General features: G+C 54.6%; 35 protein-coding genes. 8 read left to right on the plus strand and 27 right to left on the minus strand.

Features of this window, described 5'->3' with window-relative positions:
* Nucleotides 1-115 precede the first annotated feature (115 nt).
* The gene (locus MMC1_RS10450) at nucleotides 116-511 is read left to right on the plus strand and encodes a response regulator (RefSeq protein WP_041642447.1); all 396 of its coding nucleotides are present in this window, start codon (nucleotides 116-118) and stop codon (nucleotides 509-511) included.
* Nucleotides 512-577: 66 nt separating this feature from the next.
* Here MMC1_RS10450 and MMC1_RS10455 read toward each other — a convergent pair whose 3' ends face one another.
* Together MMC1_RS10455 and MMC1_RS10460 are read right to left on the minus strand one after the other, a co-directional pair.
* Nucleotides 578-2,062 (minus strand): phage portal protein, encoded by a 1,485-nt coding sequence (locus MMC1_RS10455; RefSeq protein WP_011713680.1) that lies wholly within the window; start codon nucleotides 2,060-2,062, stop codon nucleotides 578-580.
* The gene (locus MMC1_RS10460) at nucleotides 2,062-2,274 is read right to left on the minus strand and encodes a phage head-tail joining protein (RefSeq protein WP_011713681.1); all 213 of its coding nucleotides are present in this window, start codon (nucleotides 2,272-2,274) and stop codon (nucleotides 2,062-2,064) included. The genes MMC1_RS10455 and MMC1_RS10460 overlap by 1 nt, the downstream gene beginning before the upstream one ends.
* 94 nt (nucleotides 2,275-2,368) lie before the next feature.
* Here MMC1_RS10460 and MMC1_RS10465 point away from each other — a divergent pair, with 94 nt between their 5' ends.
* Entirely contained in the window at nucleotides 2,369-2,596 is a 228-nt protein-coding gene (locus MMC1_RS10465; RefSeq protein WP_041641154.1) for a hypothetical protein, read from the plus strand.
* Here the strand turns inward: MMC1_RS10465 and MMC1_RS10470 are convergent, their stop codons facing one another.
* Nucleotides 2,597-4,453, minus strand: coding sequence for a phage terminase large subunit family protein (locus MMC1_RS10470; protein WP_011713682.1), 1,857 nt, complete (start codon nucleotides 4,451-4,453; stop codon nucleotides 2,597-2,599). It abuts the gene before it with no gap.
* A gap of 94 nt (nucleotides 4,454-4,547) precedes the next feature.
* Between MMC1_RS10470 and MMC1_RS10475 the strand changes: the two genes are divergently transcribed.
* The 3 genes from MMC1_RS10475 to MMC1_RS20060 are packed head-to-tail and all read left to right on the plus strand — an operon-like array spanning nucleotide 4,548 to nucleotide 5,882.
* On the plus strand, nucleotides 4,548-4,745 hold the full coding sequence (locus MMC1_RS10475) for a hypothetical protein (RefSeq protein WP_011713683.1): 198 nt from the start codon (nucleotides 4,548-4,550) through the stop codon (nucleotides 4,743-4,745).
* A gap of 26 nt (nucleotides 4,746-4,771) precedes the next feature.
* Nucleotides 4,772-5,155 (plus strand): hypothetical protein, encoded by a 384-nt coding sequence (locus MMC1_RS10480; RefSeq protein WP_011713684.1) that lies wholly within the window; start codon nucleotides 4,772-4,774, stop codon nucleotides 5,153-5,155.
* Between the two features lie 52 nt (nucleotides 5,156-5,207).
* Nucleotides 5,208-5,882 carry a DUF3489 domain-containing protein gene (locus MMC1_RS20060; protein WP_011713685.1) on the plus strand — a complete coding sequence of 225 codons (675 nt, stop codon included), beginning with the start codon at nucleotides 5,208-5,210 and terminating at the stop codon, nucleotides 5,880-5,882.
* Nucleotides 5,883-5,945: 63 nt separating this feature from the next.
* On the opposite strand, the gene MMC1_RS10490 is transcribed toward MMC1_RS20060, so the two are convergent.
* From MMC1_RS10490 to MMC1_RS20065, 4 genes are all read right to left on the minus strand, one after another.
* On the minus strand, nucleotides 5,946-6,221 hold the full coding sequence (locus MMC1_RS10490; protein ID WP_011713686.1) for an HU family DNA-binding protein: 276 nt from the start codon (nucleotides 6,219-6,221) through the stop codon (nucleotides 5,946-5,948).
* A 92-nt stretch (nucleotides 6,222-6,313) separates the two neighbouring features.
* Complete coding sequence (locus MMC1_RS10495) at nucleotides 6,314-7,660, minus strand: site-specific DNA-methyltransferase (RefSeq protein WP_011713687.1); 1,347 nt, start codon at nucleotides 7,658-7,660, stop codon at nucleotides 6,314-6,316.
* The gene (locus MMC1_RS10500) at nucleotides 7,653-8,216 is read right to left on the minus strand and encodes a hypothetical protein (protein WP_011713688.1); all 564 of its coding nucleotides are present in this window, start codon (nucleotides 8,214-8,216) and stop codon (nucleotides 7,653-7,655) included. Before MMC1_RS10500 ends, MMC1_RS10495 begins: the two co-directional genes overlap by 8 nt.
* Nucleotides 8,217-8,305: 89 nt before the next feature.
* A complete protein-coding gene (locus MMC1_RS20065) occupies nucleotides 8,306-9,193 on the minus strand; it encodes an HNH endonuclease (protein ID WP_011713689.1) in 888 nt (295 codons plus the stop codon).
* Nucleotides 9,194-9,324: 131 nt separating this feature from the next.
* Here MMC1_RS20065 and MMC1_RS10510 point away from each other — a divergent pair, with 131 nt between their 5' ends.
* Both MMC1_RS10510 and MMC1_RS10515 read left to right on the plus strand, forming a co-directional pair.
* Nucleotides 9,325-9,576 (plus strand): type II toxin-antitoxin system ParD family antitoxin, encoded by a 252-nt coding sequence (locus MMC1_RS10510; RefSeq protein ID WP_011712981.1) that lies wholly within the window; start codon nucleotides 9,325-9,327, stop codon nucleotides 9,574-9,576.
* Nucleotides 9,573-9,881: a type II toxin-antitoxin system RelE/ParE family toxin gene (locus MMC1_RS10515; RefSeq protein ID WP_011713690.1), complete on the plus strand. Its 309-nt coding sequence runs from the start codon at nucleotides 9,573-9,575 to the stop codon at nucleotides 9,879-9,881. The genes MMC1_RS10510 and MMC1_RS10515 overlap by 4 nt, the downstream gene beginning before the upstream one ends.
* A 1-nt stretch (nucleotide 9,882) precedes the next feature.
* Here the strand turns inward: MMC1_RS10515 and MMC1_RS10520 are convergent, their stop codons facing one another.
* The 3 genes from MMC1_RS10520 to MMC1_RS10530 are packed head-to-tail and all read right to left on the minus strand — an operon-like array spanning nucleotide 9,883 to nucleotide 10,957.
* Nucleotides 9,883-10,479, minus strand: coding sequence for a hypothetical protein (locus MMC1_RS10520; RefSeq protein WP_011713691.1), 597 nt, complete (start codon nucleotides 10,477-10,479; stop codon nucleotides 9,883-9,885).
* Nucleotides 10,476-10,772, minus strand: a complete 297-nt coding sequence (locus tag MMC1_RS10525) for a hypothetical protein (RefSeq protein WP_011713692.1) — start codon at nucleotides 10,770-10,772, stop codon at nucleotides 10,476-10,478. The genes MMC1_RS10520 and MMC1_RS10525 overlap by 4 nt, the downstream gene beginning before the upstream one ends.
* Nucleotides 10,769-10,957: a hypothetical protein gene (locus tag MMC1_RS10530; protein ID WP_011712911.1), complete on the minus strand. Its 189-nt coding sequence runs from the start codon at nucleotides 10,955-10,957 to the stop codon at nucleotides 10,769-10,771. The genes MMC1_RS10525 and MMC1_RS10530 overlap by 4 nt, the downstream gene beginning before the upstream one ends.
* 102 nt (nucleotides 10,958-11,059) lie before the next feature.
* Here MMC1_RS10530 and MMC1_RS10535 point away from each other — a divergent pair, with 102 nt between their 5' ends.
* On the plus strand, nucleotides 11,060-11,335 hold the full coding sequence (locus tag MMC1_RS10535; protein WP_011713693.1) for an HU family DNA-binding protein: 276 nt from the start codon (nucleotides 11,060-11,062) through the stop codon (nucleotides 11,333-11,335).
* Between the two features lie 2 nt (nucleotides 11,336-11,337).
* On the opposite strand, the gene MMC1_RS10540 is transcribed toward MMC1_RS10535, so the two are convergent.
* The 17 genes from MMC1_RS10540 to MMC1_RS10625 form a co-directional block, all read right to left on the minus strand.
* On the minus strand, nucleotides 11,338-11,730 hold the full coding sequence (locus tag MMC1_RS10540) for a D-Ala-D-Ala carboxypeptidase family metallohydrolase (RefSeq protein ID WP_143711406.1): 393 nt from the start codon (nucleotides 11,728-11,730) through the stop codon (nucleotides 11,338-11,340).
* A gap of 186 nt (nucleotides 11,731-11,916) precedes the next feature.
* Entirely contained in the window at nucleotides 11,917-12,648 is a 732-nt protein-coding gene (locus tag MMC1_RS10545) for an endonuclease (protein WP_011713695.1), read from the minus strand.
* A gap of 17 nt (nucleotides 12,649-12,665) precedes the next feature.
* Nucleotides 12,666-12,950 (minus strand): integration host factor subunit alpha, encoded by a 285-nt coding sequence (locus MMC1_RS10550; protein WP_081436383.1) that lies wholly within the window; start codon nucleotides 12,948-12,950, stop codon nucleotides 12,666-12,668.
* A gap of 140 nt (nucleotides 12,951-13,090) precedes the next feature.
* Entirely contained in the window at nucleotides 13,091-13,489 is a 399-nt protein-coding gene (locus MMC1_RS10555) for a DUF6362 family protein (protein ID WP_011712973.1), read from the minus strand.
* On the minus strand, nucleotides 13,482-13,700 hold the full coding sequence (locus tag MMC1_RS10560) for a hypothetical protein (RefSeq protein ID WP_011713697.1): 219 nt from the start codon (nucleotides 13,698-13,700) through the stop codon (nucleotides 13,482-13,484). Before MMC1_RS10560 ends, MMC1_RS10555 begins: the two co-directional genes overlap by 8 nt.
* A complete protein-coding gene (locus MMC1_RS10565) occupies nucleotides 13,697-14,197 on the minus strand; it encodes a crossover junction endodeoxyribonuclease RuvC (RefSeq protein WP_011713698.1) in 501 nt (166 codons plus the stop codon). Before MMC1_RS10565 ends, MMC1_RS10560 begins: the two co-directional genes overlap by 4 nt.
* 1 nt (nucleotide 14,198) lies before the next feature.
* Nucleotides 14,199-14,573: a hypothetical protein gene (locus MMC1_RS10570; protein WP_041641156.1), complete on the minus strand. Its 375-nt coding sequence runs from the start codon at nucleotides 14,571-14,573 to the stop codon at nucleotides 14,199-14,201.
* Between the two features lie 287 nt (nucleotides 14,574-14,860).
* Nucleotides 14,861-17,011, minus strand: coding sequence for an AAA family ATPase (locus MMC1_RS10580; protein WP_011713699.1), 2,151 nt, complete (start codon nucleotides 17,009-17,011; stop codon nucleotides 14,861-14,863).
* Complete coding sequence (locus MMC1_RS10585; protein WP_011713700.1) at nucleotides 17,008-17,784, minus strand: PD-(D/E)XK nuclease family protein; 777 nt, start codon at nucleotides 17,782-17,784, stop codon at nucleotides 17,008-17,010. Before MMC1_RS10585 ends, MMC1_RS10580 begins: the two co-directional genes overlap by 4 nt.
* Complete coding sequence (locus MMC1_RS20070; RefSeq protein WP_011713701.1) at nucleotides 17,781-18,503, minus strand: ORF6N domain-containing protein; 723 nt, start codon at nucleotides 18,501-18,503, stop codon at nucleotides 17,781-17,783. The genes MMC1_RS10585 and MMC1_RS20070 overlap by 4 nt, the downstream gene beginning before the upstream one ends.
* Before the next feature lie 14 nt (nucleotides 18,504-18,517).
* Nucleotides 18,518-18,943 (minus strand): DUF6511 domain-containing protein, encoded by a 426-nt coding sequence (locus MMC1_RS10595; protein WP_011713702.1) that lies wholly within the window; start codon nucleotides 18,941-18,943, stop codon nucleotides 18,518-18,520.
* Complete coding sequence (locus MMC1_RS10600; protein WP_011713703.1) at nucleotides 18,943-20,625, minus strand: DEAD/DEAH box helicase; 1,683 nt, start codon at nucleotides 20,623-20,625, stop codon at nucleotides 18,943-18,945. Before MMC1_RS10600 ends, MMC1_RS10595 begins: the two co-directional genes overlap by 1 nt.
* Nucleotides 20,622-21,287, minus strand: a complete 666-nt coding sequence (locus MMC1_RS20075; protein ID WP_011713704.1) for a hypothetical protein — start codon at nucleotides 21,285-21,287, stop codon at nucleotides 20,622-20,624. Before MMC1_RS20075 ends, MMC1_RS10600 begins: the two co-directional genes overlap by 4 nt.
* 11 nt (nucleotides 21,288-21,298) lie before the next feature.
* Nucleotides 21,299-21,943, minus strand: a complete 645-nt coding sequence (locus MMC1_RS10610) for a hypothetical protein (protein WP_011713705.1) — start codon at nucleotides 21,941-21,943, stop codon at nucleotides 21,299-21,301.
* 5 nt (nucleotides 21,944-21,948) lie between these two features.
* Entirely contained in the window at nucleotides 21,949-22,851 is a 903-nt protein-coding gene (locus tag MMC1_RS10615) for an ATP-binding protein (protein ID WP_011713706.1), read from the minus strand.
* A complete protein-coding gene (locus MMC1_RS10620; RefSeq protein ID WP_011713707.1) occupies nucleotides 22,848-23,330 on the minus strand; it encodes a hypothetical protein in 483 nt (160 codons plus the stop codon). The genes MMC1_RS10615 and MMC1_RS10620 overlap by 4 nt, the downstream gene beginning before the upstream one ends.
* A gap of 40 nt (nucleotides 23,331-23,370) precedes the next feature.
* Nucleotides 23,371-24,309: an AcrVA2 family anti-CRISPR protein gene (locus tag MMC1_RS10625; RefSeq protein ID WP_011713708.1), complete on the minus strand. Its 939-nt coding sequence runs from the start codon at nucleotides 24,307-24,309 to the stop codon at nucleotides 23,371-23,373.
* Nucleotides 24,310-24,338 lie beyond the last annotated feature (29 nt).

Consider the following 24,338-nt stretch of genomic DNA (forward strand, 5'->3'; position numbering starts at 1 on the left):
AAAACCCCGCCAGAGCGGGGTTAAGGATTGAACATTTGTGTTGCAAACCTGCTTTCAAATACTTTACGTTCTACTGATAAGGCATATAGAAAATCAGCTATTTAAGGATTCGATCATGGAAAAAAACATTCTTCTCATTGAGGATGACCTCATCACCCAAACGCTCCTCAAAGACATGCTTGAAGATTATGGTTTCTTCGTTTTCACCGCCTCCGATGGAAATGAAGGCACGAAAATGATGGAGCACAATCATTTTGATCTTGTACTTACAGACATCATCATGCCTGAAAAGGAAGGTCTTCAACTCATTCGAGAGACCAAGTGGCGATGGCCTCACCTTAAGGTCATTGCCATGTCAACAGGAGGCTCATTTTCAGGTGGTCCCGACTATCTGCAAACAGCCAAGGATTTTGGTGCTGTAGCTTCTATTGTAAAGCCTATTGATTCGGACAACTTGCTCAAAACCATACGATCCGTCTTAGACTCTGAAATTCAACAGGAAGCCTACTGAGCTAATACTGGGCGATGATCGTTTGTGGGGCCTGGGGGCACCGCCAGCCACTTTTATTGACAGAGCTTATTCGGTAAGATCTACCAACTCCTTATCACTCTGCTTGCTGTCCCGTGATACTCCCGACCGGGAAGTACGCCGTGAGTCAGAGTCAAACACCAGCCCCAGTTCATCGGCACGCTTGTTATCGGCTACGATCTCCCGGTCGATCTCTTCGATGTCATAACCGTAGGTAGAGACTGCTTCAGCCCGACTGAGCAGACCAGCCCGGATCGCCCAGATGATGGAGTTCATCTCTTTTTGTGGATCCACCCAGGTCCACCCTTGAGGTATCCACTTCACCGCCAGATATTCACGGCGGCGTTTGCTGTACTCGGGAAGTTGCAAAGCACCCGATAAAACAGCCTGATCCATCCACCGTTCCCATACAGGGCGGCAAAGCTGATGGATCAAGACCATGCGCTGGATCTGTTCCATACGACGGCGAAACTCCACCATGCCAGCACGGATGGAGGAGTAGTTCACCCCAGTGAGGTCGCCGGTGAGTTGTTCATAGGTCAATCCCAAGCCCACCGCCACAGCGCGGAGTTGGGTGCGCATGAACTCCCCGTATTGACCGCCCACGTCGGCAGGGTCTGAGAACTTTACATCCTCACCGGGTAGCAGGACCTGCATGGTGCCTGGGGCCCAGGTGACCGGGACAGATCCGTTCTCATCAGGATCCTGACCGTCCTCACCGCCGACGCCCAACTCGGGGTCAGGTTTGGTGATGAAGCCGGCGATGAGCGCGGCGGTCTTTTTGCGTACCAACTCCGCATCATCGTACTGGTCCAACTCATGGAGCCGAACCAGTGCCTGCGCCATCCAGGGCTCACCCCGGAGTTGGCCAGGGCGTAGGGGTTTAAAGATGTGACACACCTCTGAGCCTGGCACCCGGACCATATCCCCCGCTTTGAACAGCATGGGCTGTTCACCGGGGTGTTCCCGAAACAGATGGTAGGCGACCCGGCGACCGATCTTGTCAAACTCAATCCCAGCCCTTACCCGATGCCCGTTGGGTAGATCCCGGCTGTCACTGGCTGGAAGATGCTCTGGTTCCAAAAGTTGCAACTGTAGTGGTACAATGAGGCCATCGCGGGCATCCCGATTGCGCAGCCGTACCAGCACCTCGCCCCCCTCGATCATAGCGCGGGCAATCAAAGCCTGAAGGCCATAGAAGCCCAGCATGCCGTGGGCATCGGCCTCTTTTGTCCAGGCCAGCCATAAAGACTGAATCTGGGCTTTGATCTGGGGGTCTTTTACCGTGGATTGGGGCTTGATACCGGTACCCACAAGGTTCCCAACCAGAGAGTCTACAGCGTTGGATGCCCAGGCATTACGGCGCACCAAGTCTCGTGAGCGTGCACGCATGAGGGTGGCATCGCGAAACAGCAGGGCATTGATCCCGGCCTCTTCGGGCTGCCAATTACCCAGACGCCGACCGGATGCCGCTCCTTCATATCCTGCCCGGCGTTTGGGAGGACTACCAAACAGGCGCTTAAACAGCTTCATTAGAGATCCTTGGTGCTGCGCACCCGCAGATGGCGGGCGATACGACGACCACTGCTGCGATTGATTTCCCGATCCAGAAGATCCAACGCCTCACGGGCCTGGGTCAGATCATATTGAACCGTCTTATCCCCATGACTGACGCGGGTTTGAAGGGACTCCAACCGCTCCAAGAGCCTGTCCCGGCGGATCTGTAGTTCATCTACGTCAGCCATATTTATTAGCCTTCCACAATTCTATGAACAGATTTCTTTGAAAACGCTTTTAGCTGCCGATAAGTATGAAAAACAGACTACGAGGAACACCACCATGACAAAGTCAGCCAAATCCAATCTAACTACACTGCTTAGTCAACTCCGCAAGCAGAGCGGCATTCAGCCTATTCCTCTGAACCAGCAAGAGGCCAAGTTACCTTTAGCCGCTCTGGGCGCAGCCTTTTCCAAGCCAACGACAAAACCTCCGACGGAAGAGAAAGAAAAGTCAACCACATCACCCGGACCTCTTGAGCGTGCTCTTTCGGCCTACCGGAAACATTGATTAGACCCAACTGGATTGAATAACCCGGCGTTTAGGTTTGATCTTCTTTTGCTGCACTTTGCCGGGCTCAGGCATCGCATCTTTAAGAGGGTGTTCAGCGATCTTCTCAACCGCCATGTTGAGCCGAAACCCCATGGCAATCAGCCCCTGTAGTGCCGCCATGGCATAGACACGGCAATCCAGGGCCTCGTTGCGATCGGAATCCCGCTTATTCCACTCCCGAATGGGGCGGCCCTTGTGATAACGGGTCACCACCGATTCAGCGGTGAGCTGTTTGAAGTAGTCCCCATCCCGTTGCATGGGAAAGTGCAGAAAGCCCGGTCCTGGCTCTTCAATGCGTAGACGGGAGAGGATCGCCTCTTTACAGGCATCCACACCCAAAATGAAAAGCGGCACCTTCCCCTTGTTTTTAGTGGAGGGCTTACGGGGCCAGATGGGCACTCCCTGACCACCACGCCCCTTGATGGCCCAGATCCTTCGGCCCTGCCTGGATCGGCAGAAGGCATAGGACTTCAGGGTATGGTGACCACCGGTATCGATAGCGGCGGCCCGGATGGTCATATCTGGCAACTGCCGACTGTGACCAAGGGGGTGACGGAGCAGGTTGTCCAGATCTTCCCATACAGCTGGGGATGAGGGATCACCCCACAATACCCGATAGTCAATGGACCAGGACTCTTCATCCCGGCCCCAGCCTACGATTTCAACTTCAAGACGATCATCCTGAACATCAACGCCAGCTGTGAGTACAGCCACATCAGCAGGGAGCAGTTCGCCCCAGACCTCTCGGCGCTCCATGAGCCCTTCGCCATCGATACGGTCACCTTGCTCCTCCCAACACTGCCCCATTTTAGTGTTGACCCAGGTCTTTAATCGAGATGGATCCTTGTGCACCAGACCATGCTCCACCGCAATGTCCCCCCATGAGGTCCAGCCATGGGGGCTATAGAGGGAGGAGAGGTGAAAGCCTGCGGTTTTCCCATCCCCAGCAGCCGCCGCTCGCCAGACGCCGTTTTCCAGCATCCAGCCCTTTTGATGGTCAGCCAGCTGTGATTCACAGTGTGGACAGAGGTAATACGCCGCTTTTCGCTCACCATGAGGCCATTTCACCTGGGCCCATGTCAGCACCTGGAATTCACCACACTCTGGGCAGGGTACCCAGAACTGACGCTGGTCGCTTTCTGCATAAGCTGCTTCGATGCGACTGAAGCCCTTGATTGTCGGTGTGCTAGTAAGCAGCACCTTGCGATTGGAGAAGTTCGCCGTGCGCTGAATCGCCAGCGCCACCGGATCCCCTTCGCCATCAGCGTCACCTGGAAAACGGTCCACCTCATCCATGAAGAGATAGCGGATCGGCGCGGAGGAGAGCCCCACCGCGCTGTTGGCTCCGGTCATCAAAAGGATGCCGCCAGGGAACTCCTTGGAAAGCACCGTGTTGCCACTGTCCCGAGATCGAGCCGGTTTTACCCGCTCCCGGATCTCAGAACTTGATTCAATGAGCGGTCCCACCCGCTGTTTGGAGTAGCGCTTAGCCATCTCCACCGTGGGCTGAACCATCAGCATGGGACCCGGTGCATGGTGGATCACATACCCCACCCAGTTCAGGCCACACTCGGTTTTGCCCAGCTGACTACCAAACATCGCCACCACCCGCTCAATGGGGGAACTGGGTGAAAGAGAGTCCATCACCTCCTGCAAATAGGGGGTGCGATCGGTGCGCCAAGGGCCGGGTTCCCCCGAGGCCACCGAAGAGAGCATGCGGTGTTCATCAGCCCATTCAGAGACCGTCAGACGCGGATCGGGCATCAGCCCCTGAAGGAATGCATCTTCGTAAATCTGCGCTGCGGACAAGGCCATCTTATTTGTTGAAATTACATCACTTTTACCTGGATAGAGACGTCGATGGTATGGCTATATGGATCCAACGAAGCAAACGTCCAGGAGCTTGAAAATGAACGAGAAACTGAATCATGAGCAACGCCTTGAAGCCTTCGCCAAAGAGCTGGCAGAACTCACCCGCAAACACGGAGTCGCCCTCAGCGTCACCGGCGGAGTGATCATCGACCAGCCAGAGGCTTTTGAGGAAATCGAATACTTTACAGGCAACGACGGGGACCTGCTGCCCCACATTGGCGACAACTGGCTTTGAGACCAATCTCACAACGGAGAACGAACATGACCATCCAACTGAGCCCGACCCAACGGACCATCCTTAAGACCGCTGCCAACCGGGACAATCTCCAGATCATGCCTCTACCTACCAACAATCCAAGTTGGGGATTCTGGGGGACATCCAGACATAACGGCTATGACCAAGAGATGACTTGGCTGGCCGCCAGCCACTTCTTTGCAAACAGCTACAATCTCGACGCACAGGATACCAGAGACCTTCTGGACAGCGTTTTCGGACGCCACCTTGCCGATGACCTAAGCTTCATTGAGGGCGGGCCAACTACCCCTGAAGCCATTACCGACCATCTGGCCAAGAGAATGGCAAACAGAAGCTATAAAAGCTGGATTGACGACGCCGTGCATGCGATCCAGCACCCCACTCGATGAAGAGAAGTGGTCTTCAGCGACAAACCAGGCTAAAACAAACAGGAGAAGAGAGATGATTAACCTCACTCATACTCAACAGACCATTCTTAAAGCCGCTGCCCAGCGCCCAGACGGGTCGATCAATCCTTTACCAGAACGGATCAAAGGGGGCGCATCGGTAAAGGTGATCAACGCCTTGGAAGCCAAAGGCTTGATCGAGAACGTAAGCATCAACCCACCCTACCCCAACTGGGTCCTTACCAGCGCTGCATACCAGGCTATTGGCCAGGAGCCTCCTGCCCTACCTCCCGTCGAGAACCAGATCATCGACACCATGACTGAGGAAACAGATACCCCGGAAGATCTCAAGCCTGGAATCTTCAGCAGGATTGCCCTGGATTACCTTTTCATCGACACGCTGGAAACCCGCAAATCCGACAGCCTCGACTTCCACAACGTCAGCGTCTGGGGCGTCCAGAGCGCTTTGGAAGCCGCCTTCCAGGCTGGGGTTGAAGCAGCACAACGCAAAACGTCCCAATCCAGAGGGACCAGGGCGAACTCGAAACAGGCCAGAATAATTGAGATGATGCAGCGGCCTGGCGGAGCCACATTGGAGCAAATCGCCGCCGAGACGGGATGGAATAAAAGTACGATCAGGGGCGCGATCTCCGGCACCCTGAAGAAGAAGTTGGGCCTTGATGTCAGCCGCGACAAGGTCGATGGGGGGACCACCTACCATATTGGCTGAACTCCAACCGAATACCACCAGAACCCACCCGGCATCGACCGGGCGGTTCTGCTACTACGCCGGTCAGCCGTTTACGGCATCTTTGAGCACCTTGCCGGCTTTGAACTTCACATTCTTCGAGGCCGCGATCTTAATCTCTTGCCCGGTTTTAGGGTTCCGACCTGTGCGAGCAGCCCGCTCATCGATTTGGAACGCGCCAAAGCCGGAAATGCTCACACCATCACCGCCCTTCAGTGCATCGGTCATAGCGGCAAAGGTGGCTTTGATCGCCTTGTCGGCATTGGCCTGGCTCAGGCCGGAGGATTCAGCAACAGCCTTCTTCAGTTCAGTCAGATTCATGGGGCTCTCCCTGGGGGAAAGAGTGGTTCGGATGGATAAACTCAATCGATCCACTTTACGTTTTCCATCATTATCTGAAAAGAGCTGTTGAATCAGGGGTCCAGATCGATACCGCGCTGGGCGGCGATCTCATCAAAACTTTTCCCGCCTGAACCATCCAGGTAGACGATCTTCCCGGTGGCCTGGATGAACCGCTTTACCGCCACATCCACATAGACCGGTGAGATCTCCATGGCATGCACCCGCCGCCCTGTCATCTCTCCAGCCATGATCTGAGAGCCGGAGCCGCTGAAGGGCTCATAGCAGAGGCCACCTCGTTCCACATGCTGACGCATGGGAATGGCGAAACAGTCCAGTGGTTTGGGCGTGGGATGGTCAGGTCGCTCCTCACCGGAGAGCCCACGAATGTCCCAGACGGTGGAAAGGAACTCGGCGCCGTTGATCTTGGGCGGCATGTTGCCCTTGATCCAGCCCATCAAGCAGGGCTCGTGCTTCCACAGGTACTTGGAGCGGGTGAGGACACCTTTCTCCTTGTTCCAGATGATCTGCTGGTGCTGAAAGGCCCCCATCTTTTCCCATACCGCTTCCAGCATTGCCTGCCGTTTAGATGCATGCCAGCAGTACCAAGCCGCGTTGGGCTCAATGGCGTGGTCGATGGCAGCGCGGATGAATCCCTCATAGAGCTCAGGCCCTTGGGAGGAGTCATCCCAAGTCACGCCGTAGCTATCCGACCAGTCCTTATTGAGGGATTCCCGCTTACGGCTCTCTTTGGAACCGGGATGATTGGTACCATCGTAATCCACCAGATAGGGAGGATCCGTGGCGAAGAGGATGGCCCGCTCACCGTTCATCAACCGAATCACATCATCGGGATTGAGGCTGCTACCGCATAGGAGGCGATGCTCCCCAAGGATCCACAGATCCCCGGTTTTGGAAACCGGGTTGGCTGGAGGCTCAGGAACTGCCTCATCGGCCCCCGCAGCAGTCCCACTGCCATCACCATCCATATCATCTGCAAAGCCGTCCAGCAGGTCCCGCATCTCTTCATCGGTGAATCCCACCAGGGAGAGATTGAATTCATCCTCCTGAAGCCGAGCAAGCTCTGCCGCTAGGATCGACTCATCCCAACCACCATCCAGCGCCAGCCTATTGTCCGCCAGGATATAGGCACGGCGCTGAGCATCGGAGAGATGGTCCAGCACCACCACTGGCACCTGTGCCAGGCCAATGCGCTGGGCGGCAGAGAGACGGCAGTGACCGGCAATGATGCCATCCTTACCGTCTACCAAAATGGGGTTGGTAAAGCCGAACTCCACCATGCTGGCCGCCACTTTGGCGACCTGCTCATCACTGTGGGTACGGGCGTTGCCCGCATAGGGCATCAACCGGTCCGTTGGCCACAGTTCAATCCGCTCGGCCATGGCAGGGATCTCATTCATGCTTCAATTCCTCAAGGGCTTTTCTCAGTTCCTGATCCAGCCTCTCCTCAATCACCCCGGCATCATTTTCGGATGCCAGCACGGAGGAGAGCCGGTGGGGGATGGTGAAAAGCCGATCCCGAACCCGGCGGGCCAGATTGAATGCGGATACCTTCACCTCGTCACTGCTGACCAGCTGTTCCGAGCGCTCCTCAAAATCCAGTTTGACCAAGCGAGCGCTGTACGCCTCCCGAATGGCCCGGCTGGTCTGGTAGTCCGGAGCCCCCTGTTTCAGGGGTGGTGACGGTGGTGTTTGGGATGCGAACCTCTGGGGTTGGTTCGCAGGGGGTGCGTACCCAGGGTTCGCAGCCTGGTTTGCACTGGGGTTCGCACCCCCATTTGCAGAAATTTCGCGCTGCTGAGCGGGATTGGTATTTCGTTCCCAGGCCGCGTCTGCTTTGGCCGGATCTACCGTTCCATCCGGCTCCTTGCTAATGCGCCCGGCCTTGATCGCCTTACGTACAGCGGCATCAGAGACGCCGCGCAGCTTGGCATACTGCCGAATGGAAACGCCCATTGCGCTCTCATCTATTCCTCTGTGTTATAGGATTTGGGTGCAGGGTGCGAACCTGCGAACCAGGTGCGAACCCGTTTTTATCGCTGTCGCTAGGCAACTCTTGCGCTCCAACGGAACCCATTGATTTTACATCGTTCCAGGTCCCGTGCGATTTTTCCAGGGGCCAACAATTGCTTCTGCCAATAGGTCATCAAGGCATTATCTCGATAGGGTTGTGAAAGCGTCTCGACCCAATCCATAAAGGGTGTGGATCCTTTTGATCTATTGCACTGGTCACATGCCACAACCAAGTTACTCACACCATGGATACCACCACTTGCAATGGGATCCATATGGTCAAGCGTGCTATTTGAAGCTATTAAATCCTCACCGCAGTATGGACACTCATCAAACTCTTTCAGCAATGCCATGGCAGACCCTTTCTCCATGGTACCGTCATGTTGATCCATCACACGGCTTTGACCACCGCTCCACTGCGATACTCTCTCTGGGTTGTCATGCTTGTAAGCCTGACTACGTACACGTTCATTGGTTTTGAACTCAGGATCTCTTTGATAGCGAATCCGATATCGATCTGCGACAGATAAACGATGATCCGACCAGGGAGTACCTTTCGACGCATAGAAGGCGTTCAACCACCAATCTGGAGCTGTCTGATATACCCAGCGGTTCCAAGCTTCAGTTGCATCCCGTTTGGCATGTCTGGCTTCTTGCCGCTCTAATGCTTCTGCCTGGACCTCGTCAATAGTACGATATTGTCGGCCTTTGTTCTCATTGATCCGGCGCCGTTCTGCCTGCCGTTGCACCTTTGTGCGCTTTCTACTCTTAAGCCTGCACCTTTCGAGTTCACACTCAGCACAATGCCCACTGATATAAAGGTTCTGCTTGTCTTTGTAGAAACGCGACGGGAAGTCAGCAATGGGCTTATCTTTGCCACACTTTTTACAGACCTTGCGTGCTGGTTTCTCTTCGTTCATGAGCTTCCCCCAATACAAAAATGCCCCGTAAATTTCTCTACGAGGCCTGGATCAGGTTGAACTTGAATGAATCTGGATATTGGAGACTGTTTCTTGTACCCTAGTGTCAAACTTTGACATAGGAGGTATTCATGGCCACCAACGTTAGTTTGACCCCCGAACTGGAATCCTTCGCCCGCTCTTGTGTCGAGAGCGGGCGTTTCAATAGCGTCAGCGAGGTAGTACGCCAAGCCCTACGTCGCCTTAAAGAGGATGAGGAACGCCGCACCAAGTTTGATGCCATGCTTGATGCCGTTAAAGAAGAGGCCCAACGTGAAGGGACCTATACGGCAGATCAGGTTCTGGAAGAAATGGATGAAATTATTGATCGTGTTTCAAAATGAAGCCTGCCGTTTTTACTCCTCAAGGACGGCGAGATCTTCAAGGGGCCGCCAAAGATCTTGGAAATGAAAACCCCATGGCTGCCCGAGCGCTACGAGAGGCTATTAAAAAGGCAACCCGGCTACTTGGTGAATATCCATTCGCGGGTCAAGAGCGTACCGATATCACTTCCCGCGATGTGAGGTTTTTAGTCGTCCATGGGTTTGAATATGTGATTGTTTATGACCCCTACCCTTCACCAGCAGAAATTCAACGTGTGCTGCATACCAAACGGGATCTGAATGCCATTTTGGATGAGGATCACTAAGTTAATGGGCTGAAGCCATGGCCTCGGTGATGGCTTCGTTGAAGTTCTTTTGAAAACGCGACTCAACCACGCTCTTCACCGTATCCATGAATCCAAAGCGGGGCTTGATCTCGACTCGATTCACAAAGCGGTACATCATCTTCAACTTACGTCCCTTACGACCACCCCGACGCCACACTGCGTGGGTGGAGGGATCGTCATGCAGAGGCGCGATGAAGTGATTGGGCTTCTTCAGCAGAGCACCAGGAAACTTCCCTGGCCGGGTCACGGACTTGGGATTGGGACGGGCACCATATGGGATGGCCAGCGAATCCCCAGATTGGGAGCGTTTGGCCCCACCGGTCTCCTGGAGTGCCATGAAAGGATCCAGCACCCGAACAGAGGCCTGCAGATCACTCTTCTTGGCCGGTTTGATCCGGATGCCTTTGGCCACCCATCCAGTACGGATGGTGAAGCGTTCCGGCAAACGGCGGCGTACCTCTGCTTGAGCATCCTGAGCCGTGCGGGTCAGGGCCACGGCGGTGGCGTAGCGAACCTGCTTGGCAAGGTTGTCTGCGGCTTGCGCAACACGCCTTGTGTCGGCCTCGACACGGATCATTTGTGGCAGACCTCTTCCACCAGATCCACCCGCCCCTCCAGCGCCTTGATGGCTTGGTCACGCAGGGCAAAGTCGCGGTGAGCATCAGTGGCCCGATAGCGTTCATAGGACGCCTCGTCCACCCGAGCAGCCAGGGCATCCACCCGACCACTGAGGATGGCGAGTTCAACACGCATCTGCTCTATGGTCGTGAGTTGCCACGCCATCAACGCTGCGACCCCCATGGTCAACACAGTCTGGACATGCCGTTCCAGGCCACGACGGCGTTCAACCGTCACTTCTTGTGGGCTCACGAACGATCCCCTTTTTCCGCGATGAATACTGAAGCCAGAGCCGCCCCAGCCGCCAGTAACTCGGTAATGGCTCCCGTTTGCTCATGGCTTAGTCCAAACATGGCCAGAAGAACGGCCACGCCGCTCCAGGACGAAGGCTCTTTCACCCGACCAAGAACGGTTTTTACCAGCAGGGAAATGGGCATCTCTTCTACCTCCAAGACAGAATCTATTGCAAACCGGCAGATGCTTCGATATACATCTGAAGGCACTGTATTCGTTAATCAATCCAACAAACTGGATCAATCATGACTAAATCTGAACTCATTTTGGCAGTAGCTGAGCAAAACACTTTGCACAAGCAATCCGCAGTTATGGTCGTCGACATGGTTTTCAATGAACTTGGTAAGGCATTAGCCAAAGGGGAAAGAGTTGAGCTTCGAGGCTTTGGCGTATTTGAGCCGAGAGCCAGGAAGCCCCGCACTGCTAGAAACCCAAAGACAGGTAAAAAAGTGAATGTAGAGTCCAAAACGGCCGTGCACTTCAAGCCTGGGCTGGATATGCGCAGGCGCGTTGACTACTGAGGTCAGTACGACCAAATCGTTGGCCGAGGCTGACCAGGTGCTACATCCAGGGTGTCCAGGTGGATGAAACGGGACTTGTGCTGGCCTCGCTGGCTAACCCCGATGCCGGTGAACCCATGGTGCATGGCCAACGCCATCAGGGTATGGGCATCTTCACCGGAGACCTGTACGTCTACAGCCCTGCCGGTGGTGTGAGGTCCATTGGATCCGGTTGTGGAAACGGATGCGTTGTGGTTGGGGCAGCGGTATGCGCTGTTGACGATAATGGGTTTGCCATAGGCCATGCGGAGTTCTTCAAGACGCTCCATAAACTGCGGATCCATCTTTTGTGAGCCACAGCCACAGTGACACTCAAGCTCTGCGTGGCTGAAATGGGGCCAACTTTGTTCAGACATGATCATCTACTCCGCCAACCAGCATGCGTAACATCACCCCGAGGATAGCCACAGCAATCAATCCAAAGATCAATGATGCGATCAGTGACCCAACCATCAACAGTGATGTACCCATTCAGATTCTCCCAACAAAAAGCCCGCCTCGAGTTTCCCCGGGCGGGCTAATGTGCTGTGTGCTCTTGCTGACTACTGGATAAAGGGATTTGCGTTACCCTGCATCCGTTCTATTCTACGATTCCGTTCACGTTCCCAGTCATCGACTGGATCTTCCCTGTTCCAAACTTCAAAGAGCCGCCTCTGCTTTTTGCTGATTGGCAAACCGTATGTGGCATTCATGTAGAAATAGGTCCGAGCAATATCACCACGCACTTCAGGGCGGGGCTCAACACGGTCGGTGTCCCAGTCGATCTCAAAATCACAGGCTCCATAAGCTCTGGGCTCACCTGAAACCATAGAAAATGACAGGTTGCTGCGATCGCCGTTAAGTTCACCTACTGCAGGGACCAAGTTGTGGAGATCAGACTCCATCGCTTCAAAGACGGGATCAACCTTCGCACAGCATCTGCGGCCTTTGTAAGCTTTGCCTTTTTGGGTTGTACAGATTGGCTCTTGCCAGCACTGACGGGTATGGCCAAAGGCGTGAGCAGGAACAACGTGTTCCCATTCAATGCGACTACCCCGCTTAGGATTTTTTCGGGGCTGATAGCCGCATGCTCCCGACCGAACTTCCTTATGCTTGGTATAGCTACAGCCGCAGTAAAATGTAGTGCGGTGGCCTTCAAAGACTTTGGGGAGAAGCTTTTTAGCTTCGCTGAACGAAGCAATGCGATGGGGGATTTGAGGATCAGCAGCTTGGGCGATGGCCGAGATGGTCATCAGCAGTGAGAGTGTCAAAACTATAAATCCAGGTTTTCCCATGCGATAAAACCGACTCTTCAGCTCGGGCCCTTATTCACACGATCCAACAGGATCTGGCTGGCCTTGAAAGTTACAACGCGGCGCGCTGATATCTCTACATCTTCCCCTGTTTTTGGGTTGCGACCCTGGCGGGGTTTTTTATCCAGCATACTGAAGCCACCAAAGCCGTAGATCTTAACAGGCTCACCACTTTCCAGTTGGCTGCGGATAATCTCAAAAACCGACTCCACGACGTCAGCAGACTCTTTCTTGGACAGACCAAGCCGATGGTAAACAGTCTGAACGATATCCGCTTTGGTCATGGTCACGGCTAATTCTCCCGCGTTTTCTTCGTAGAGGTGAAATCTCAAAAAAATATCGGAGGGTAGCGTTCCCGCATACGCCCCCGATTATGATTTGCACTATAGCAAATATTGCCAAAGTGGCCTACCCACTAAAATGCCTAGGCATTTTTTTGTTGATTGAGTTTGGCTGAAAGAGTGGCCATAGCGATCAGGTAGCGCTGGCGGGCAGTCTCCCTGCAGACACCGAGTTGGGCCATGATGAACTTCCACGGCACCTTTTCAGCACGAAGCCACACCAACTTTGCCTGATCTGGCTCCAGAGTGTGCAACCACGACAAAGCTTCATCCATGCGGTCAATGGCATCCGGGGTGGGCGGCCCCAGGCGCACCCGGACGTTCTGCATGCCATAGCTTTCCCAATACTCCCGCAAGAAGGGGGGCCAAGAGGAGCTATGCCCACGGGGGCGCACTCCATCCTCTGGCAACCGCTTCATGGTGCTGGCAGCCTCTTCTAGCCGTTTTGCTACAGCTGGAGCATCCCATTTCTGCTCACGCATGACACACCCCCTTGCGACGATTTTGGCCATAAAGCCGATCCCCCAGTTGCTTGACCAACTCCCGCTCTGGCCAGCTGAGGCGATTGTCGTCATGCGACACCACCAGGATGCCATGGCGATTCCAACCATTTCGCTTCTGCTCATCCACATCAACTTGGCTGCCCTGAAACCGGGCCAAGGGGCTGCGGGGCATATTGGGACCTCCAATCATTCCACACCTCCCTGGTCGATCTGCCAATGCAGCAGGGCCAAAGCGTCGGCCTCGTTGTCATCCTCCGGGGTGTATCCCAGGCGCTTCATGGCGTGAATCACCTGCTCCTTGCTGGCGTTGCCTTTGCCCGTAGCTGATTTTTTGATGCTGCCCACGGGCACCCCCATGTAGGGCACCTCATGGTGCTCTGCCCATGCGGTGAGATGGGCCAGGAATCCCCCATAGACATGTGAAGCCCCAACACCACTGTGTCTGCGCACCTCCTCGAACAGGATCTGACCTACATCGCTGGTGAAGTGCATCTCAGCCAGCCAGGCTTTGAACCTGACCCACTGCATACCGCCCCCTTCAAACCGGCCCAGCTTGAACGACACCGTGCCGCTGGTGATGGTCCCATCGGGGTGGTACAGCGCCCATCCCATCTGGGTACCAAGGTCCAGGGCAAGTACGGCCCTGTTTTCATTTTCGCCCACTTGGGGCACACTCTGCTTAGCCATGTCATTTCCTCTCTAGGCTTGATGTGGTCAGGGTGGCGGTGCCTGACCCGCCAAGATCGTCACCGCCACCCGTCCGCTTTCCAGATTTTGCTGATTCCTCCATCGGCCTCTCGCCCAACAACTCAGCCAATGGGACCTGCTTACCCCAGAGGATGTGTGCCTTGACCTTACGTCCCTTGGCAGCGTGTTGTGAGCAACGCCGGGTGATATACCTCGGCACCTTTTCCAGAGTCGTCACCTCGAACAGCACCCCGCAATCGGCGCAGTGGGTCTGCCATACGCTCATCTCAGCTAGTGTCCCATCCCTGGCCTTATGAAATCGGCTTTCAACCCGGGCATAAAGTTGTCCGCCAAAATTCCAAATCTCGTGCTGCATGTTCACCTCCCTTGGCAGGTAAAAAATGATTCGTTTGATGTATGGAGGTGCGGAATTTTAACCGCCCTCCATATATACCGTTAGGTATAGGGGTGACCGGGAACCGGGAACGCATCAAAATACGACTTAAAAACAAAGCCATAAGCGTTCCCGGCACTTTTCCGGGAACGGCCGGGAACGGGAACGCAGTCTGCTTTAATATCATGCCCTTAGCATTCCCGATTTTTGCGTTCCCGGCCGGGAACGCCGGGAACGGGAACTCATTCACGCTGTGAATGGCACACATATCAGGCCTCCTCAGATGATCCAGAGCCGAGTTGAAATTGACCAACTCCGAGAGCAAATTCACCCCCAGGGATATCTAACCATTTCTTGATGTGGCTACTTGGCCCCATACACTGGACTACCTTCCCGGAGTCGAGCAGGGCATCAATGGCTTCGGCCATTTTGTGTTTCGAGAATTGCTTCAATTCACCAGGGAGTTCCGCGCGGCGATCGTACAGCCCACTACCGCCACTTTTGGTAAACGGCTGACCATTGGAGGCTGCGAAAGCTATAGCTGTCGCCAGTTGTTTAAGGTGATCATCATCCGTATTTTTTTGAAGCATATTGAGATCGAATGAACGATCGACTAAAAGCCCGGTTGAAGGCTCACGAACATAGATCCGGACCGCTTTATCGGTTGGCCAGTTGCTCTTGACGACTGCCCCCTTAAACACACAGTCCCGTTCATAGCGTCGATTGAGTTTTTTGCAGATTTTTTTGGACTCCTCAGCATCCACCTCCCAAAAGGCGTAGGACCAGCGCCCGCCATCAACAAGGGCGGTGGTGCCACGGATCGCTTCCCTGGCCTCACTGGCGCTGTGGATGGGTCTGTTGCCCACTTTCTTGAAATGATGGGCTACCAATGTGGTTGCACCCGTCTCGGCAGCAATACGACCCAACCCAGCAAAGAACATGGCCCCCGCTGCGGGGTCACTGTTGACATCACCACCGGCAAAACTCTGGAGAGGGTCGATAACGACCAGACGCAAATCTGGTATTGCCAACAATTCCTGCCGTATCTCCTCATAGGCTTCAGTAAGCACTGGACCTTCACGCCCCATGGCAACGAGAGGCATAGCCCCCCCGGCATTAGGCAGGGGAAGAACGATCAATCGGTCAGGATCAGGTAGGTCGGCCACCAAGTGGTTAAGTCGACGGTGAATCTCATCTTGATCATCCTCTGCGGTGAGCATCACAGCGGTGCCAGCGACAGGGATAAGAGGACCACCCAAAGCATCTGTGGGGATAGGCGTCCCCGTTTGGATCTGGGCCACTTTGATGCAGAGATCCAGCAGCAGCATGCTTTTACCTGCCCCACCAATAGCAGCCACCATCCCTGGTACCTTCATTGGTAAAACCCCGTCTATGAGCCACTGGCGTTCCGGAGCAGGCCCTTGAAAACGGGCAAAGGTCCAATCCTTTAGCCGAAGACGGCGTTGCTTGACTTGGGGTGCTTGCTGGGCTGCATTTTGGAGAAACGCACGCACATCCATCCCTTCGGCCACGGCATCAGCAGCATCCCATTTTTCAGGTTTTCCCTCTGGCGGTGTGAGAATGGACACTTCATGGGCTCCAGCACCCTTAACGGCTTGTGATGCCAACTGGGCGTACTCCCATCCTGCCTTATCCCGGTCGGGCCAGATGATTACCCGTTTACCCTGGAGAATGCTCCAATCAGCGCGGTTGATCTGCCCTTTGGAGCCTAGAGATGTGGTCGCCGGGATTCCCGCATCGATGAGCGCCTGGGCGCTCTTTTCCCCTTCGACCAGCACCACCTCAGCGGCTTGCATGATTCCAGGTAGGTTGTAGAGGGGCGTCACCGCTGGCGACTGCCACTTGCCGGTGCGCACATCCAGGGGCCGAAACTCCTTTCGGCGGCCCGGAGGATCGTAACGGTAGACACAGACCAGTAGTTGGCCATTGGTATCGAAATAGTCCCACTTACCGGTATGGGGCCCCAACTCATCCATGGGGGGTTCACGCCGTGGGGTGGACTGCATCGGTGCAGGTGGCAATCTCACGGACTCTCCCAGCCAGTCGCGCACATCATCCATGACGTCACGGAACTGGGTGCGGGTGTCCATGCCTCGTGACCGGGCCCACAGGTCCAGGATGTCGCCACCCGAACCCGCAGCATGGTCATACCAGACCCCGGCCTTTTCTCCCGTCAGCTCAACCTTCATGCTCTCACCGGGGTTGCCCTCCACATCTCCGATGAAGAACTGCCCATGACGAACCTTCCCGGCAGGCAAAAGGTGATACAGCACCGACTCAATCTGGCTCTGCAAACGTGCTTTGATCTCCTCCTTTTCATGATGCTGTTCTGCAACAGAAGAAAACTCCTGCTGTCCACCCGCATCATTGAAATCGAGATATGGAGCCCCATTATTCATGCTGATAGACTCCAGCAGCGATCTGCCCAGCTACACATACGGCACTGGAAGTGTGTCGATTCCCGGCTGATCCGGGGTAGTAGCTCATGGGCCTCTGTGGCTTTGATGATCCGCACCGCCCGGTCGGACATCCTTTGGGCCAGTGGGGCATCAAAAGGCACCAGTTCGTGATGGATTTCAGACGTATCCTTGTTGATGGCGGTGAACAGCGCCGGGTTGGCCGAGATGCCCCCTACCTGGGGCTCCATATATGCCTGATAGATGGCGACCTGGGCTGCGTATACCGGCTTGGAGAGGGCCACCCCGCGCTTTACGGTGTCATTCCAGGATTTATTGTTGAGGGACTTGCACTCCCATAGACAGGGGTAACCCATGGTGATGCTGTTTGGGCCAGATACGATGATCCCATCTACATGGCCCTGAATCCGACCGCCAGCGGCTTCGAAGCCGAACTGCTCGCCATTAGGGCGATTACCCTTGGTGGTGAAAAGCTCAAACCCAGCCATGCGCATCCAGCGGATCGCCATATCCTCAAACAGGTGTCCAGCGGCGAAAATGCGCAGGAGCTGTCCATCGAAATCCTTCCCCATATCCTTGGGGGCACGGGCGTACTCAAACTGCAGCGCCCGTTCACAAGCCACTCCTAAACGGGATGCGCCCAGGTAGGTGCGAGGTGTCTGTTGGTGGTTTTCCTCTTCCAGAGCGACATCGATCAGGTGATTGATGGCAGAGGCGAACTCTCCTCCATTGTGGTTAAAATCCAACATGGTCATGCCCCTTTCATACCCTGGTGGCATTCACGGAGGATCTCTATGGGATAACTATTGACCGACCCCCAGCGCTCATCGGGGACCTGTCCCATACGAATGGCGAGGTTTCGACACATCTCAGATGCCTTTATGCCCAGTTGCTTGGCATAAGCGAGAGGTGCAGGGATACTCTCTTTGCGGCAATAGGCCAATGCGGTCATATACCCGGTATCGCCGTCCATGTCTGATTGGCGTTGGGCAATGGCATCCAACTGCTGTTGTTGGTTGTGCTGAAACTGGGCTAGTTGGTTTACCCTCTGTTCCTGTTCCCAGTTGGCCTTGGCCATCAGATAAAGCTGATGGGCCGTGGAGGTGGGTGCCGCCTGAAAGTAGCGATTTACCAGTTCTCGCTGGACCTGCCATGCCAAGTCGTCCGTGAAGGATTTTACCAGCATGAGGTAGCCTGTCTGGGTCAGGAGAATTCCAGAAGATGCAAACTTACTGAATCCAAAGGATTCCCATAGGTCGGTACGAAATTCGTCCTTCGATATTTTGGCAAAATCAACGTTCTCTTCAAATCGAGGACGGTTGTCGTGAAAGTTGCGTTTGGCCGTCCCTTCTGGCCGCTGATGAACCTGATCCACCATGGCAAAGGTGACAACACGGCTGCCTTTATATTCGATAACCGATAGAGCTGTTTCACCGACGGTTACCATCTGCATTTCGTTTTGAATCGTCATCATCGGGTCTCCTTCGGTTAAAACGGAATCTCATCCGGCTTGGCGCTGGCCATGTAATCTTGGTAGGCAGTGATAACCACCTCTACCAGAGTCAGCACCTCTTCCTTTTTGTAATCTGCCAGGGGGCGTTGCATGCCGATGCTGGCCACATACTCCCCAAGAGAGGGGAGTGCGGCGGCCATGGCTGCTTTTTCCAACTCAGTGGCATCCACCATGTTGTGAACCTCCAAAATCAGATCCTCCGGCACAGCTCTAACCTTGCGTAACAGCCAGATCAGAACGTGTGAGGAGTGACGTTTTAAATGACGCTGAAAGAGTGACCGCTCCTTACGGTTCAAGGCTGCCAGCCCTACCCGGCGGGTGCGCAAACCAGGCGGCAACTTGATCCATCCCCAATCCGGGTCGTGCCAGGTGCTCTTTCGGCGTGTCCATGCCATGGCCATCACGCCACCTCCGCCAGCGCCTGTCGGTCCGCTTCAAATATCAAACTGCGAATGGCAGCTTTATTGAAACGGAAGGTCAGCAGCGCTGATGCGTGGTAACGGGTCAGCCCCATATCCATGCGCATGGCTGGTGGCAGATATTGAAGCTGCTTATCCGTTGGGGGTTGGTTGAGCCAGGATTTGGTTTTATGTGCCGACTCATCGGTTTCGCTCTCATTGAGCCAGTCATCGGCGGCAGCAAGACAGATGGTACGTTCACCGATAGAGAGCAACTTGGTCGGCTGGCCCTTGGCTCCACCCACAGCGTGCCAGTTGCCATTGAGGAAGAAGATCCCTCCCCAGGCGTGGAAGCCGTTGGCCACCATGGCGGCGTCATCTCCGAACAGGTCAACCCAGCGGAAACTGGAGCGTTTGAGCAGGTCCACCTCGGACATGATGAAGTCGGTGATGGATTCCGGCCCTTCTCCAGTAACTTCCGATTCCCACACATACCCACAAAGGGAGCACTCCCTGACTGCCAAGGGTACGATTGCCTGGCACTCGGGACACTCCTTGGTGGGCGCTGCTCCCAGGATCTCCTTTCCATCCAGGTTAACGTCCTGCTCCAGGGAGCCGTGGAGGATGGATGAAGTGCCGAAATCCAGGACAATACAGTCGGTCTTGACCAGTCCTGGGAACAGGGCGGGATCCACGGTGCGTAGCCCGCGCCCCACCATCTGGATCATGGTGGATTTGTACGAACTTGGCCGAAGCAGAACTACGCAGGATGTGGGTGGATGATCGTATCCTTCTGTGAGAACCGCCACGTTCACAACCACCATGGCCGAGCCCTTTTCAAACCGAGCCAAGGCAGCTTTGCGCTCTCCTGTGGAGAGTTCTCCATGGACCATCACCGCTTCCACATCCGCATTGTTGAAAGCATCTGTGACGTTCTGGGCATGATCCACGGTGGAGCAGAATACGATGGTCTTTCGGGTGCCGGCTTTTTCCTTCCAATGCTTGATAACGGCCTCGGTAACCGGGGCCTTGTTCATGATCTGGGACACCTCGGACATATCAAAGTCGTCTGCTGTCTTCCGTACGCTTTTCAACGCATCCTGAGTGCCTACATCAACAACGAATGTACGGGGTTTAACCAGATGGCCAGACTGGATCAATTCGCCAAGCCGCACTTGGTCAGCAACATTAGAAAAGATCGGTCTGAGAGCCTTTTTATCACCACGACCACTGGTGGCAGTCAGACCATAAATCATGCAGTTTGGGTTTATTCCTCTAGCCGAATCAATAATGCGGGTGTAACTGTTGGCCACCGCATGGTGGGCCTCATCAATTACCAGCAAATCCAGATCTGGCATGGCATCCAGATTTTTCTGCCGCGCAAGAGTGGGCACCATGGCAAAGGTGGCGCGCCCGCGCCACGATTTGCCACGGGCATCCACTACAGAGGTGGAAAGCCCTGGATTAACCTTAGTGAATTTCATCACATTCTGCTGGGTAAGTTCGTCCCGATGAGCCAAGACACAGGCTTTCCCACCACTTTTGGAAATCACACGACCAACAACAGCTGAAAGGCATATGCTCTTGCCCATGCCGGTAGGACCAACAGCCAATGTGTCACCATGTTCGTAAAGGGCATCGACCGATCTGCTAACAAAGATCTCCTGACGTGGACGGAGGATCATTGTTTGGCCCTCCTAAATGGTTGTGTGAACATGCGATGGAGATCCCAACCACGGCCAACACGGTGTTGTAATGCTTGGGGTCGAACCCCAAGCTCCCGCGCCCAGTCAGAAACAGTCTGACTTTTGCCATTCCACTCCAAAAACCGATTTCTGGACGTATTGCTGGTTTGCCTTTCGATTGGTATGAAACGGCAATTTTCAGGGGTGTAATTACCATCCACATCGATACGGTCGATGGAGAGTCCCTGCTCCCAGCCTTGTTCTATTGCCCACGCATAGAAAGCTCTACGGTTTGTACGCCACTCGTCGCACATCTTGATGCCACGCCATCCATATCGTTCATACCGATTGGTTTCTGGCCTATAGCACCTCTTCTGCATATTGTCGTACATATCTTTGAGTTGGCGTGGTAGTGGACCCCCACGATCCTTAACTTTCTGCATATATTCTGCGTGCGCTTTGGCAATAGAAGCCTCACGCGCGCATTTGCAGCCGATATTCTTTCCTTTCTTGACTGCTTCATTCAGCTTCGAGGTGCTCTGGATGGATTCAAATCCACACTCGCAACGGCATTCCCAATGCCTTCCTGGTTTGGATGTGCTGAAAGGTGAATGGACGATAAGACGCCCGATCACTTTTCCCACCATATTTAGCTTAGCCATCTTTCACCCCCTTACTGCGCCCAACTGGGCGTTTGGGTAGGGGGTGTGGAAGTAGCCTGCTGCTGTGGCTGTTGAGGTGCTTGTTGTTGTTGAGCAGGTTGTTGCCACCCCTGGTTAGCTGGGGGTGCTGCTGGTGCTGGAGTACCACCACCACTGTAGCCCTGATACTCCTTTTGGTCCGGGGTGATGGCAAACTTTATGGTATTCTTATCCGAATTGTCCCTCTGATCCTTTTCCACGTCGATTTTGGCCAAGAACTCAATCCCATCTAAATCTGCCAGTCCATTGATACGCCGAGCCTGTTGGGCTTGAGGGGTGTTGTCCTTATCCTTGAGGCCACGGGAAGAGTTGAGGATCCCGCGAATAAAAGAGCGCCCCATATTGCCCCATTCCGGACCCTTCTGACTGAATAAGCCGATGTTACTCCACACCTTCCGTTTGGCGTATTTGCCCTCGGTGATGACAAACTCACACTGAATGTACACAGCACCGGTGTCAGGATTGCGTTTGGCGTAGCCGCCGCTCCAACCCCGGTTGGGATCATCGTAGCCACCAGGCTTGATGGTCATGCGCACCGGCGCAATGGTCCCTTTGGGAATCAGGTCAAAACTTTGCTGACTCTCAGCGTTGTTGAAATCGTTCCAGTTGTTATCCATGATGGTCATGCTCCTGTGTTCATTGCCATGTCGACGGGGGCGCCGGTGGCGGGGGCGGCTTCGGTCACTTTCTCAGGGCGTTCGAAGCTAAGCCTTTCCGCTGCCGGTTTGCCGGGTTGATGTATTTTCTCCATGAGGCGGCCCAGATGGGGCTCCTCCACCATGGTGAGGCGACCACTTCTGTCTTTAGCCGGGTATCCCCATGGATTGAGTGTCTGGCAGATGAAGGCTCGATAAGACGGACCCTCCTCGGGTTTGACCTCCACCATGCTGATCACCTGATCTACAATACCGGGCAGTTCCAGACCGGTTTTTGATCCTTCAATCTGCGGGGTGTAGTAACGCCGATTGAAGTCGTCGGTCTTCTCATCAAGGATGCCGACAAACCAGACGTTCTTGCCCCGGGTATGCTGGAGGTGGGTAATCCAGGCGATCATCTCCTGGCCGTGCAGCCCGTAAGCGCCCCGCAAATCTGGTTTTCCGGTTTTCTCCGAGAACGCCTGGGGCTGTCCCTTGCACCATTGGAAGCAGAGCCGACCGGCCACGGTTATGCTGTCCACAAAGATGCTCTGGTACTTGGCCATGACCCCGGGGTCGCCATACTTCTGTAAAACAGCGTTGTAGTGAGCCTGACTGTAGTGCTGATCATCCCTCAGCGCAGGGTTGGGGCCGCCAATGAACACTGCAAAGTTGCGGCACTCGTCCCAGGTGCGTGGGCGGATGGTATCCCCGGGCCACCCCTCCACGGCCAGGTCGCCGGCCTCCAGGTCGAAGAACAGGGTGGAATTAGGGTCGACGGACCACAGCAGCGATGTCTTGCCGATGCCGCTGGGGCCCAGAATTACCCCCTTGATGCCCCGTTGCTCCGCCATGCGCTCTTCTGCAGTGATGATGGGAGGCCCGCTCATGCCCGAACCTCCCGAGGATGTTTCACTGCCAGTTTGAAGGTGGCTTTGCCGGGCTTGATGGTACGGGCTTCTACAAATGCCTGACGAATCTGACCAGGCCATGCATTAAACTTTCGCTCTGGCACATTGAAGCTGATATCCACATACTCATGGGGATCCTCACCACTGTTCTTGATGCGCTCCACCAGGGTAGCCAGCTTCTCCTGATCCCAATAAGCGCGTTTAGGCAGATCTGCGTTAATCTCCACATCCCCATCATCAAAACGGATGGTACCGAACTCTTTACCGGAGGCATCCCGCAGCTGGGCGACTTGATCGGCATATTTATGGTTCAGTGCTGTATCGATCAGCTCTTTGGTCAGCTTGGCCTGCTCCACCTGCTGTCCTGCTTTTTCCTGCAGAGCCGTCAGTTCTCGGGCGGAAAGCGCAGCAATATCGCCCACCGGCATGGAACGTAATTGATTGAGTGTGATGCTCATGTTGAACTCCTATCGTTTGTTTATGTGGGGTATCGTCGAATTAACCGACGGCATAGGCCTTGTGGATCAATCCCTGCTGTTTATTGCCAACAACACAGGCATTGACCCATATGGATCTGTTTTCCAAACGCCGGATATGACCACGGCGTAGATGAACGCGGGGGGATGCATGGCTTCCTCCCTGGTGATTGGAGGAGCTATGGTTTTGCTGGGAATCGATCTTCAGAATCTTGTATTCGTAGAGAGGCTTCTTGCCTTGCTGCGCCCGTTTGCGTTGAGCATAGGCGGTAGGGCCAACACGATCTGTCCCTACATTTGAGCAATTGAGGACTGCACAGAGATGGCGCACAGCGGTGATCTCATGGGTGACATCTTGCTCAAAGGCCAATTGGGGATCCAAGCCATACTGTTTTCTTGTATTCCAGTACAGAGTTCCTGCTTCTCCCAACGCCAGGGAGGTCGCTCTCGTCGTACCGCGTGTGGCTTGTAGTCCAAGAGGTTTTAAACGACGTGCATTTTCACGAATCTCAGACGGAGTGAATTCCTCAAACAAACCACGAACCACCAGTGCTCCGACCGGACTTGGGACAAAACGCCCGGAAGGAACCTCAAAGTCGATGGGCCAAACAATCACACCGCCAGGAGCATCATCCCGCTCATCGGTACTTTCAGCGTAGACCAATCTTTTAGGGACAGGGCGTGCATGGTAACCCGTGGTCGGTTCATTGGGATTAGGCTTGGCACGAAATTCTAAGACCAGATTTTCAAAAGGAAGCCTCAGCAGATCCATCTCTGCCTGCGTTGGTTCCGAACGATCAAACAGTTTGCCGCCTTCGGGCAGTATGAATTTCACTGCACTGAGGATCTTATCCGCCAGCTCTCTTGCTATAGCAGCGGCCTGGGGCATTTCTGCTTCCTGCTGCAGTGCCCACCATTTCAAATCCGCCACGGCTTGGCTTGAATAGTTCAGTGGAGTCATCGTCTTTTCTCCATTTTTCCGTTTCCATT

Origin of the sequence: Magnetococcus marinus MC-1 (assembly GCF_000014865.1) — a bacterium.
GTDB lineage: Bacteria > Pseudomonadota > Magnetococcia > Magnetococcales > Magnetococcaceae > Magnetococcus > Magnetococcus marinus.

What these genes read in the sequence shown, in the direction of transcription:
- MMC1_RS10450 (WP_041642447.1), top strand. Translation starts at nt 116, where the DNA reads ATGGAAAAAAACATTCTTCTCATTGAGGATGACCTCATCACCCAAACG.
- MMC1_RS10455 (WP_011713680.1), bottom strand. Translation starts at nt 2,062, where the DNA reads ATGAAGCTGTTTAAGCGCCTGTTTGGTAGTCCTCCCAAACGCCGGGCA.
- MMC1_RS10460 (WP_011713681.1), bottom strand. Translation starts at nt 2,274, where the DNA reads ATGGCTGACGTAGATGAACTACAGATCCGCCGGGACAGGCTCTTGGAG.
- MMC1_RS10465 (WP_041641154.1), top strand. Translation starts at nt 2,369, where the DNA reads ATGACAAAGTCAGCCAAATCCAATCTAACTACACTGCTTAGTCAACTC.
- MMC1_RS10470 (WP_011713682.1), bottom strand. Translation starts at nt 4,453, where the DNA reads ATGGCCTTGTCCGCAGCGCAGATTTACGAAGATGCATTCCTTCAGGGG.
- MMC1_RS10475 (WP_011713683.1), top strand. Translation starts at nt 4,548, where the DNA reads ATGAACGAGAAACTGAATCATGAGCAACGCCTTGAAGCCTTCGCCAAA.
- MMC1_RS10480 (WP_011713684.1), top strand. Translation starts at nt 4,772, where the DNA reads ATGACCATCCAACTGAGCCCGACCCAACGGACCATCCTTAAGACCGCT.
- MMC1_RS20060 (WP_011713685.1), top strand. Translation starts at nt 5,208, where the DNA reads ATGATTAACCTCACTCATACTCAACAGACCATTCTTAAAGCCGCTGCC.
- MMC1_RS10490 (WP_011713686.1), bottom strand. Translation starts at nt 6,221, where the DNA reads ATGAATCTGACTGAACTGAAGAAGGCTGTTGCTGAATCCTCCGGCCTG.
- MMC1_RS10495 (WP_011713687.1), bottom strand. Translation starts at nt 7,660, where the DNA reads ATGAATGAGATCCCTGCCATGGCCGAGCGGATTGAACTGTGGCCAACG.
- MMC1_RS10500 (WP_011713688.1), bottom strand. Translation starts at nt 8,216, where the DNA reads ATGGGCGTTTCCATTCGGCAGTATGCCAAGCTGCGCGGCGTCTCTGAT.
- MMC1_RS20065 (WP_011713689.1), bottom strand. Translation starts at nt 9,193, where the DNA reads ATGAACGAAGAGAAACCAGCACGCAAGGTCTGTAAAAAGTGTGGCAAA.
- MMC1_RS10510 (WP_011712981.1), top strand. Translation starts at nt 9,325, where the DNA reads ATGGCCACCAACGTTAGTTTGACCCCCGAACTGGAATCCTTCGCCCGC.
- MMC1_RS10515 (WP_011713690.1), top strand. Translation starts at nt 9,573, where the DNA reads ATGAAGCCTGCCGTTTTTACTCCTCAAGGACGGCGAGATCTTCAAGGG.
- MMC1_RS10520 (WP_011713691.1), bottom strand. Translation starts at nt 10,479, where the DNA reads ATGATCCGTGTCGAGGCCGACACAAGGCGTGTTGCGCAAGCCGCAGAC.
- MMC1_RS10530 (WP_011712911.1), bottom strand. Translation starts at nt 10,957, where the DNA reads ATGCCCATTTCCCTGCTGGTAAAAACCGTTCTTGGTCGGGTGAAAGAG.
- MMC1_RS10535 (WP_011713693.1), top strand. Translation starts at nt 11,060, where the DNA reads ATGACTAAATCTGAACTCATTTTGGCAGTAGCTGAGCAAAACACTTTG.
- MMC1_RS10540 (WP_143711406.1), bottom strand. Translation starts at nt 11,730, where the DNA reads ATGTCTGAACAAAGTTGGCCCCATTTCAGCCACGCAGAGCTTGAGTGT.
- MMC1_RS10545 (WP_011713695.1), bottom strand. Translation starts at nt 12,648, where the DNA reads ATGGGAAAACCTGGATTTATAGTTTTGACACTCTCACTGCTGATGACC.
- MMC1_RS10550 (WP_081436383.1), bottom strand. Translation starts at nt 12,950, where the DNA reads ATGACCAAAGCGGATATCGTTCAGACTGTTTACCATCGGCTTGGTCTG.
- MMC1_RS10555 (WP_011712973.1), bottom strand. Translation starts at nt 13,489, where the DNA reads ATGCGTGAGCAGAAATGGGATGCTCCAGCTGTAGCAAAACGGCTAGAA.
- MMC1_RS10560 (WP_011713697.1), bottom strand. Translation starts at nt 13,700, where the DNA reads ATGATTGGAGGTCCCAATATGCCCCGCAGCCCCTTGGCCCGGTTTCAG.
- MMC1_RS10565 (WP_011713698.1), bottom strand. Translation starts at nt 14,197, where the DNA reads ATGGCTAAGCAGAGTGTGCCCCAAGTGGGCGAAAATGAAAACAGGGCC.
- MMC1_RS10570 (WP_041641156.1), bottom strand. Translation starts at nt 14,573, where the DNA reads ATGCAGCACGAGATTTGGAATTTTGGCGGACAACTTTATGCCCGGGTT.
- MMC1_RS10580 (WP_011713699.1), bottom strand. Translation starts at nt 17,011, where the DNA reads ATGAATAATGGGGCTCCATATCTCGATTTCAATGATGCGGGTGGACAG.
- MMC1_RS10585 (WP_011713700.1), bottom strand. Translation starts at nt 17,784, where the DNA reads ATGACCATGTTGGATTTTAACCACAATGGAGGAGAGTTCGCCTCTGCC.
- MMC1_RS20070 (WP_011713701.1), bottom strand. Translation starts at nt 18,503, where the DNA reads ATGATGACGATTCAAAACGAAATGCAGATGGTAACCGTCGGTGAAACA.
- MMC1_RS10595 (WP_011713702.1), bottom strand. Translation starts at nt 18,943, where the DNA reads ATGGCCATGGCATGGACACGCCGAAAGAGCACCTGGCACGACCCGGAT.
- MMC1_RS10600 (WP_011713703.1), bottom strand. Translation starts at nt 20,625, where the DNA reads ATGATCCTCCGTCCACGTCAGGAGATCTTTGTTAGCAGATCGGTCGAT.
- MMC1_RS20075 (WP_011713704.1), bottom strand. Translation starts at nt 21,287, where the DNA reads ATGGCTAAGCTAAATATGGTGGGAAAAGTGATCGGGCGTCTTATCGTC.
- MMC1_RS10610 (WP_011713705.1), bottom strand. Translation starts at nt 21,943, where the DNA reads ATGGATAACAACTGGAACGATTTCAACAACGCTGAGAGTCAGCAAAGT.
- MMC1_RS10615 (WP_011713706.1), bottom strand. Translation starts at nt 22,851, where the DNA reads ATGAGCGGGCCTCCCATCATCACTGCAGAAGAGCGCATGGCGGAGCAA.
- MMC1_RS10620 (WP_011713707.1), bottom strand. Translation starts at nt 23,330, where the DNA reads ATGAGCATCACACTCAATCAATTACGTTCCATGCCGGTGGGCGATATT.
- MMC1_RS10625 (WP_011713708.1), bottom strand. Translation starts at nt 24,309, where the DNA reads ATGACTCCACTGAACTATTCAAGCCAAGCCGTGGCGGATTTGAAATGG.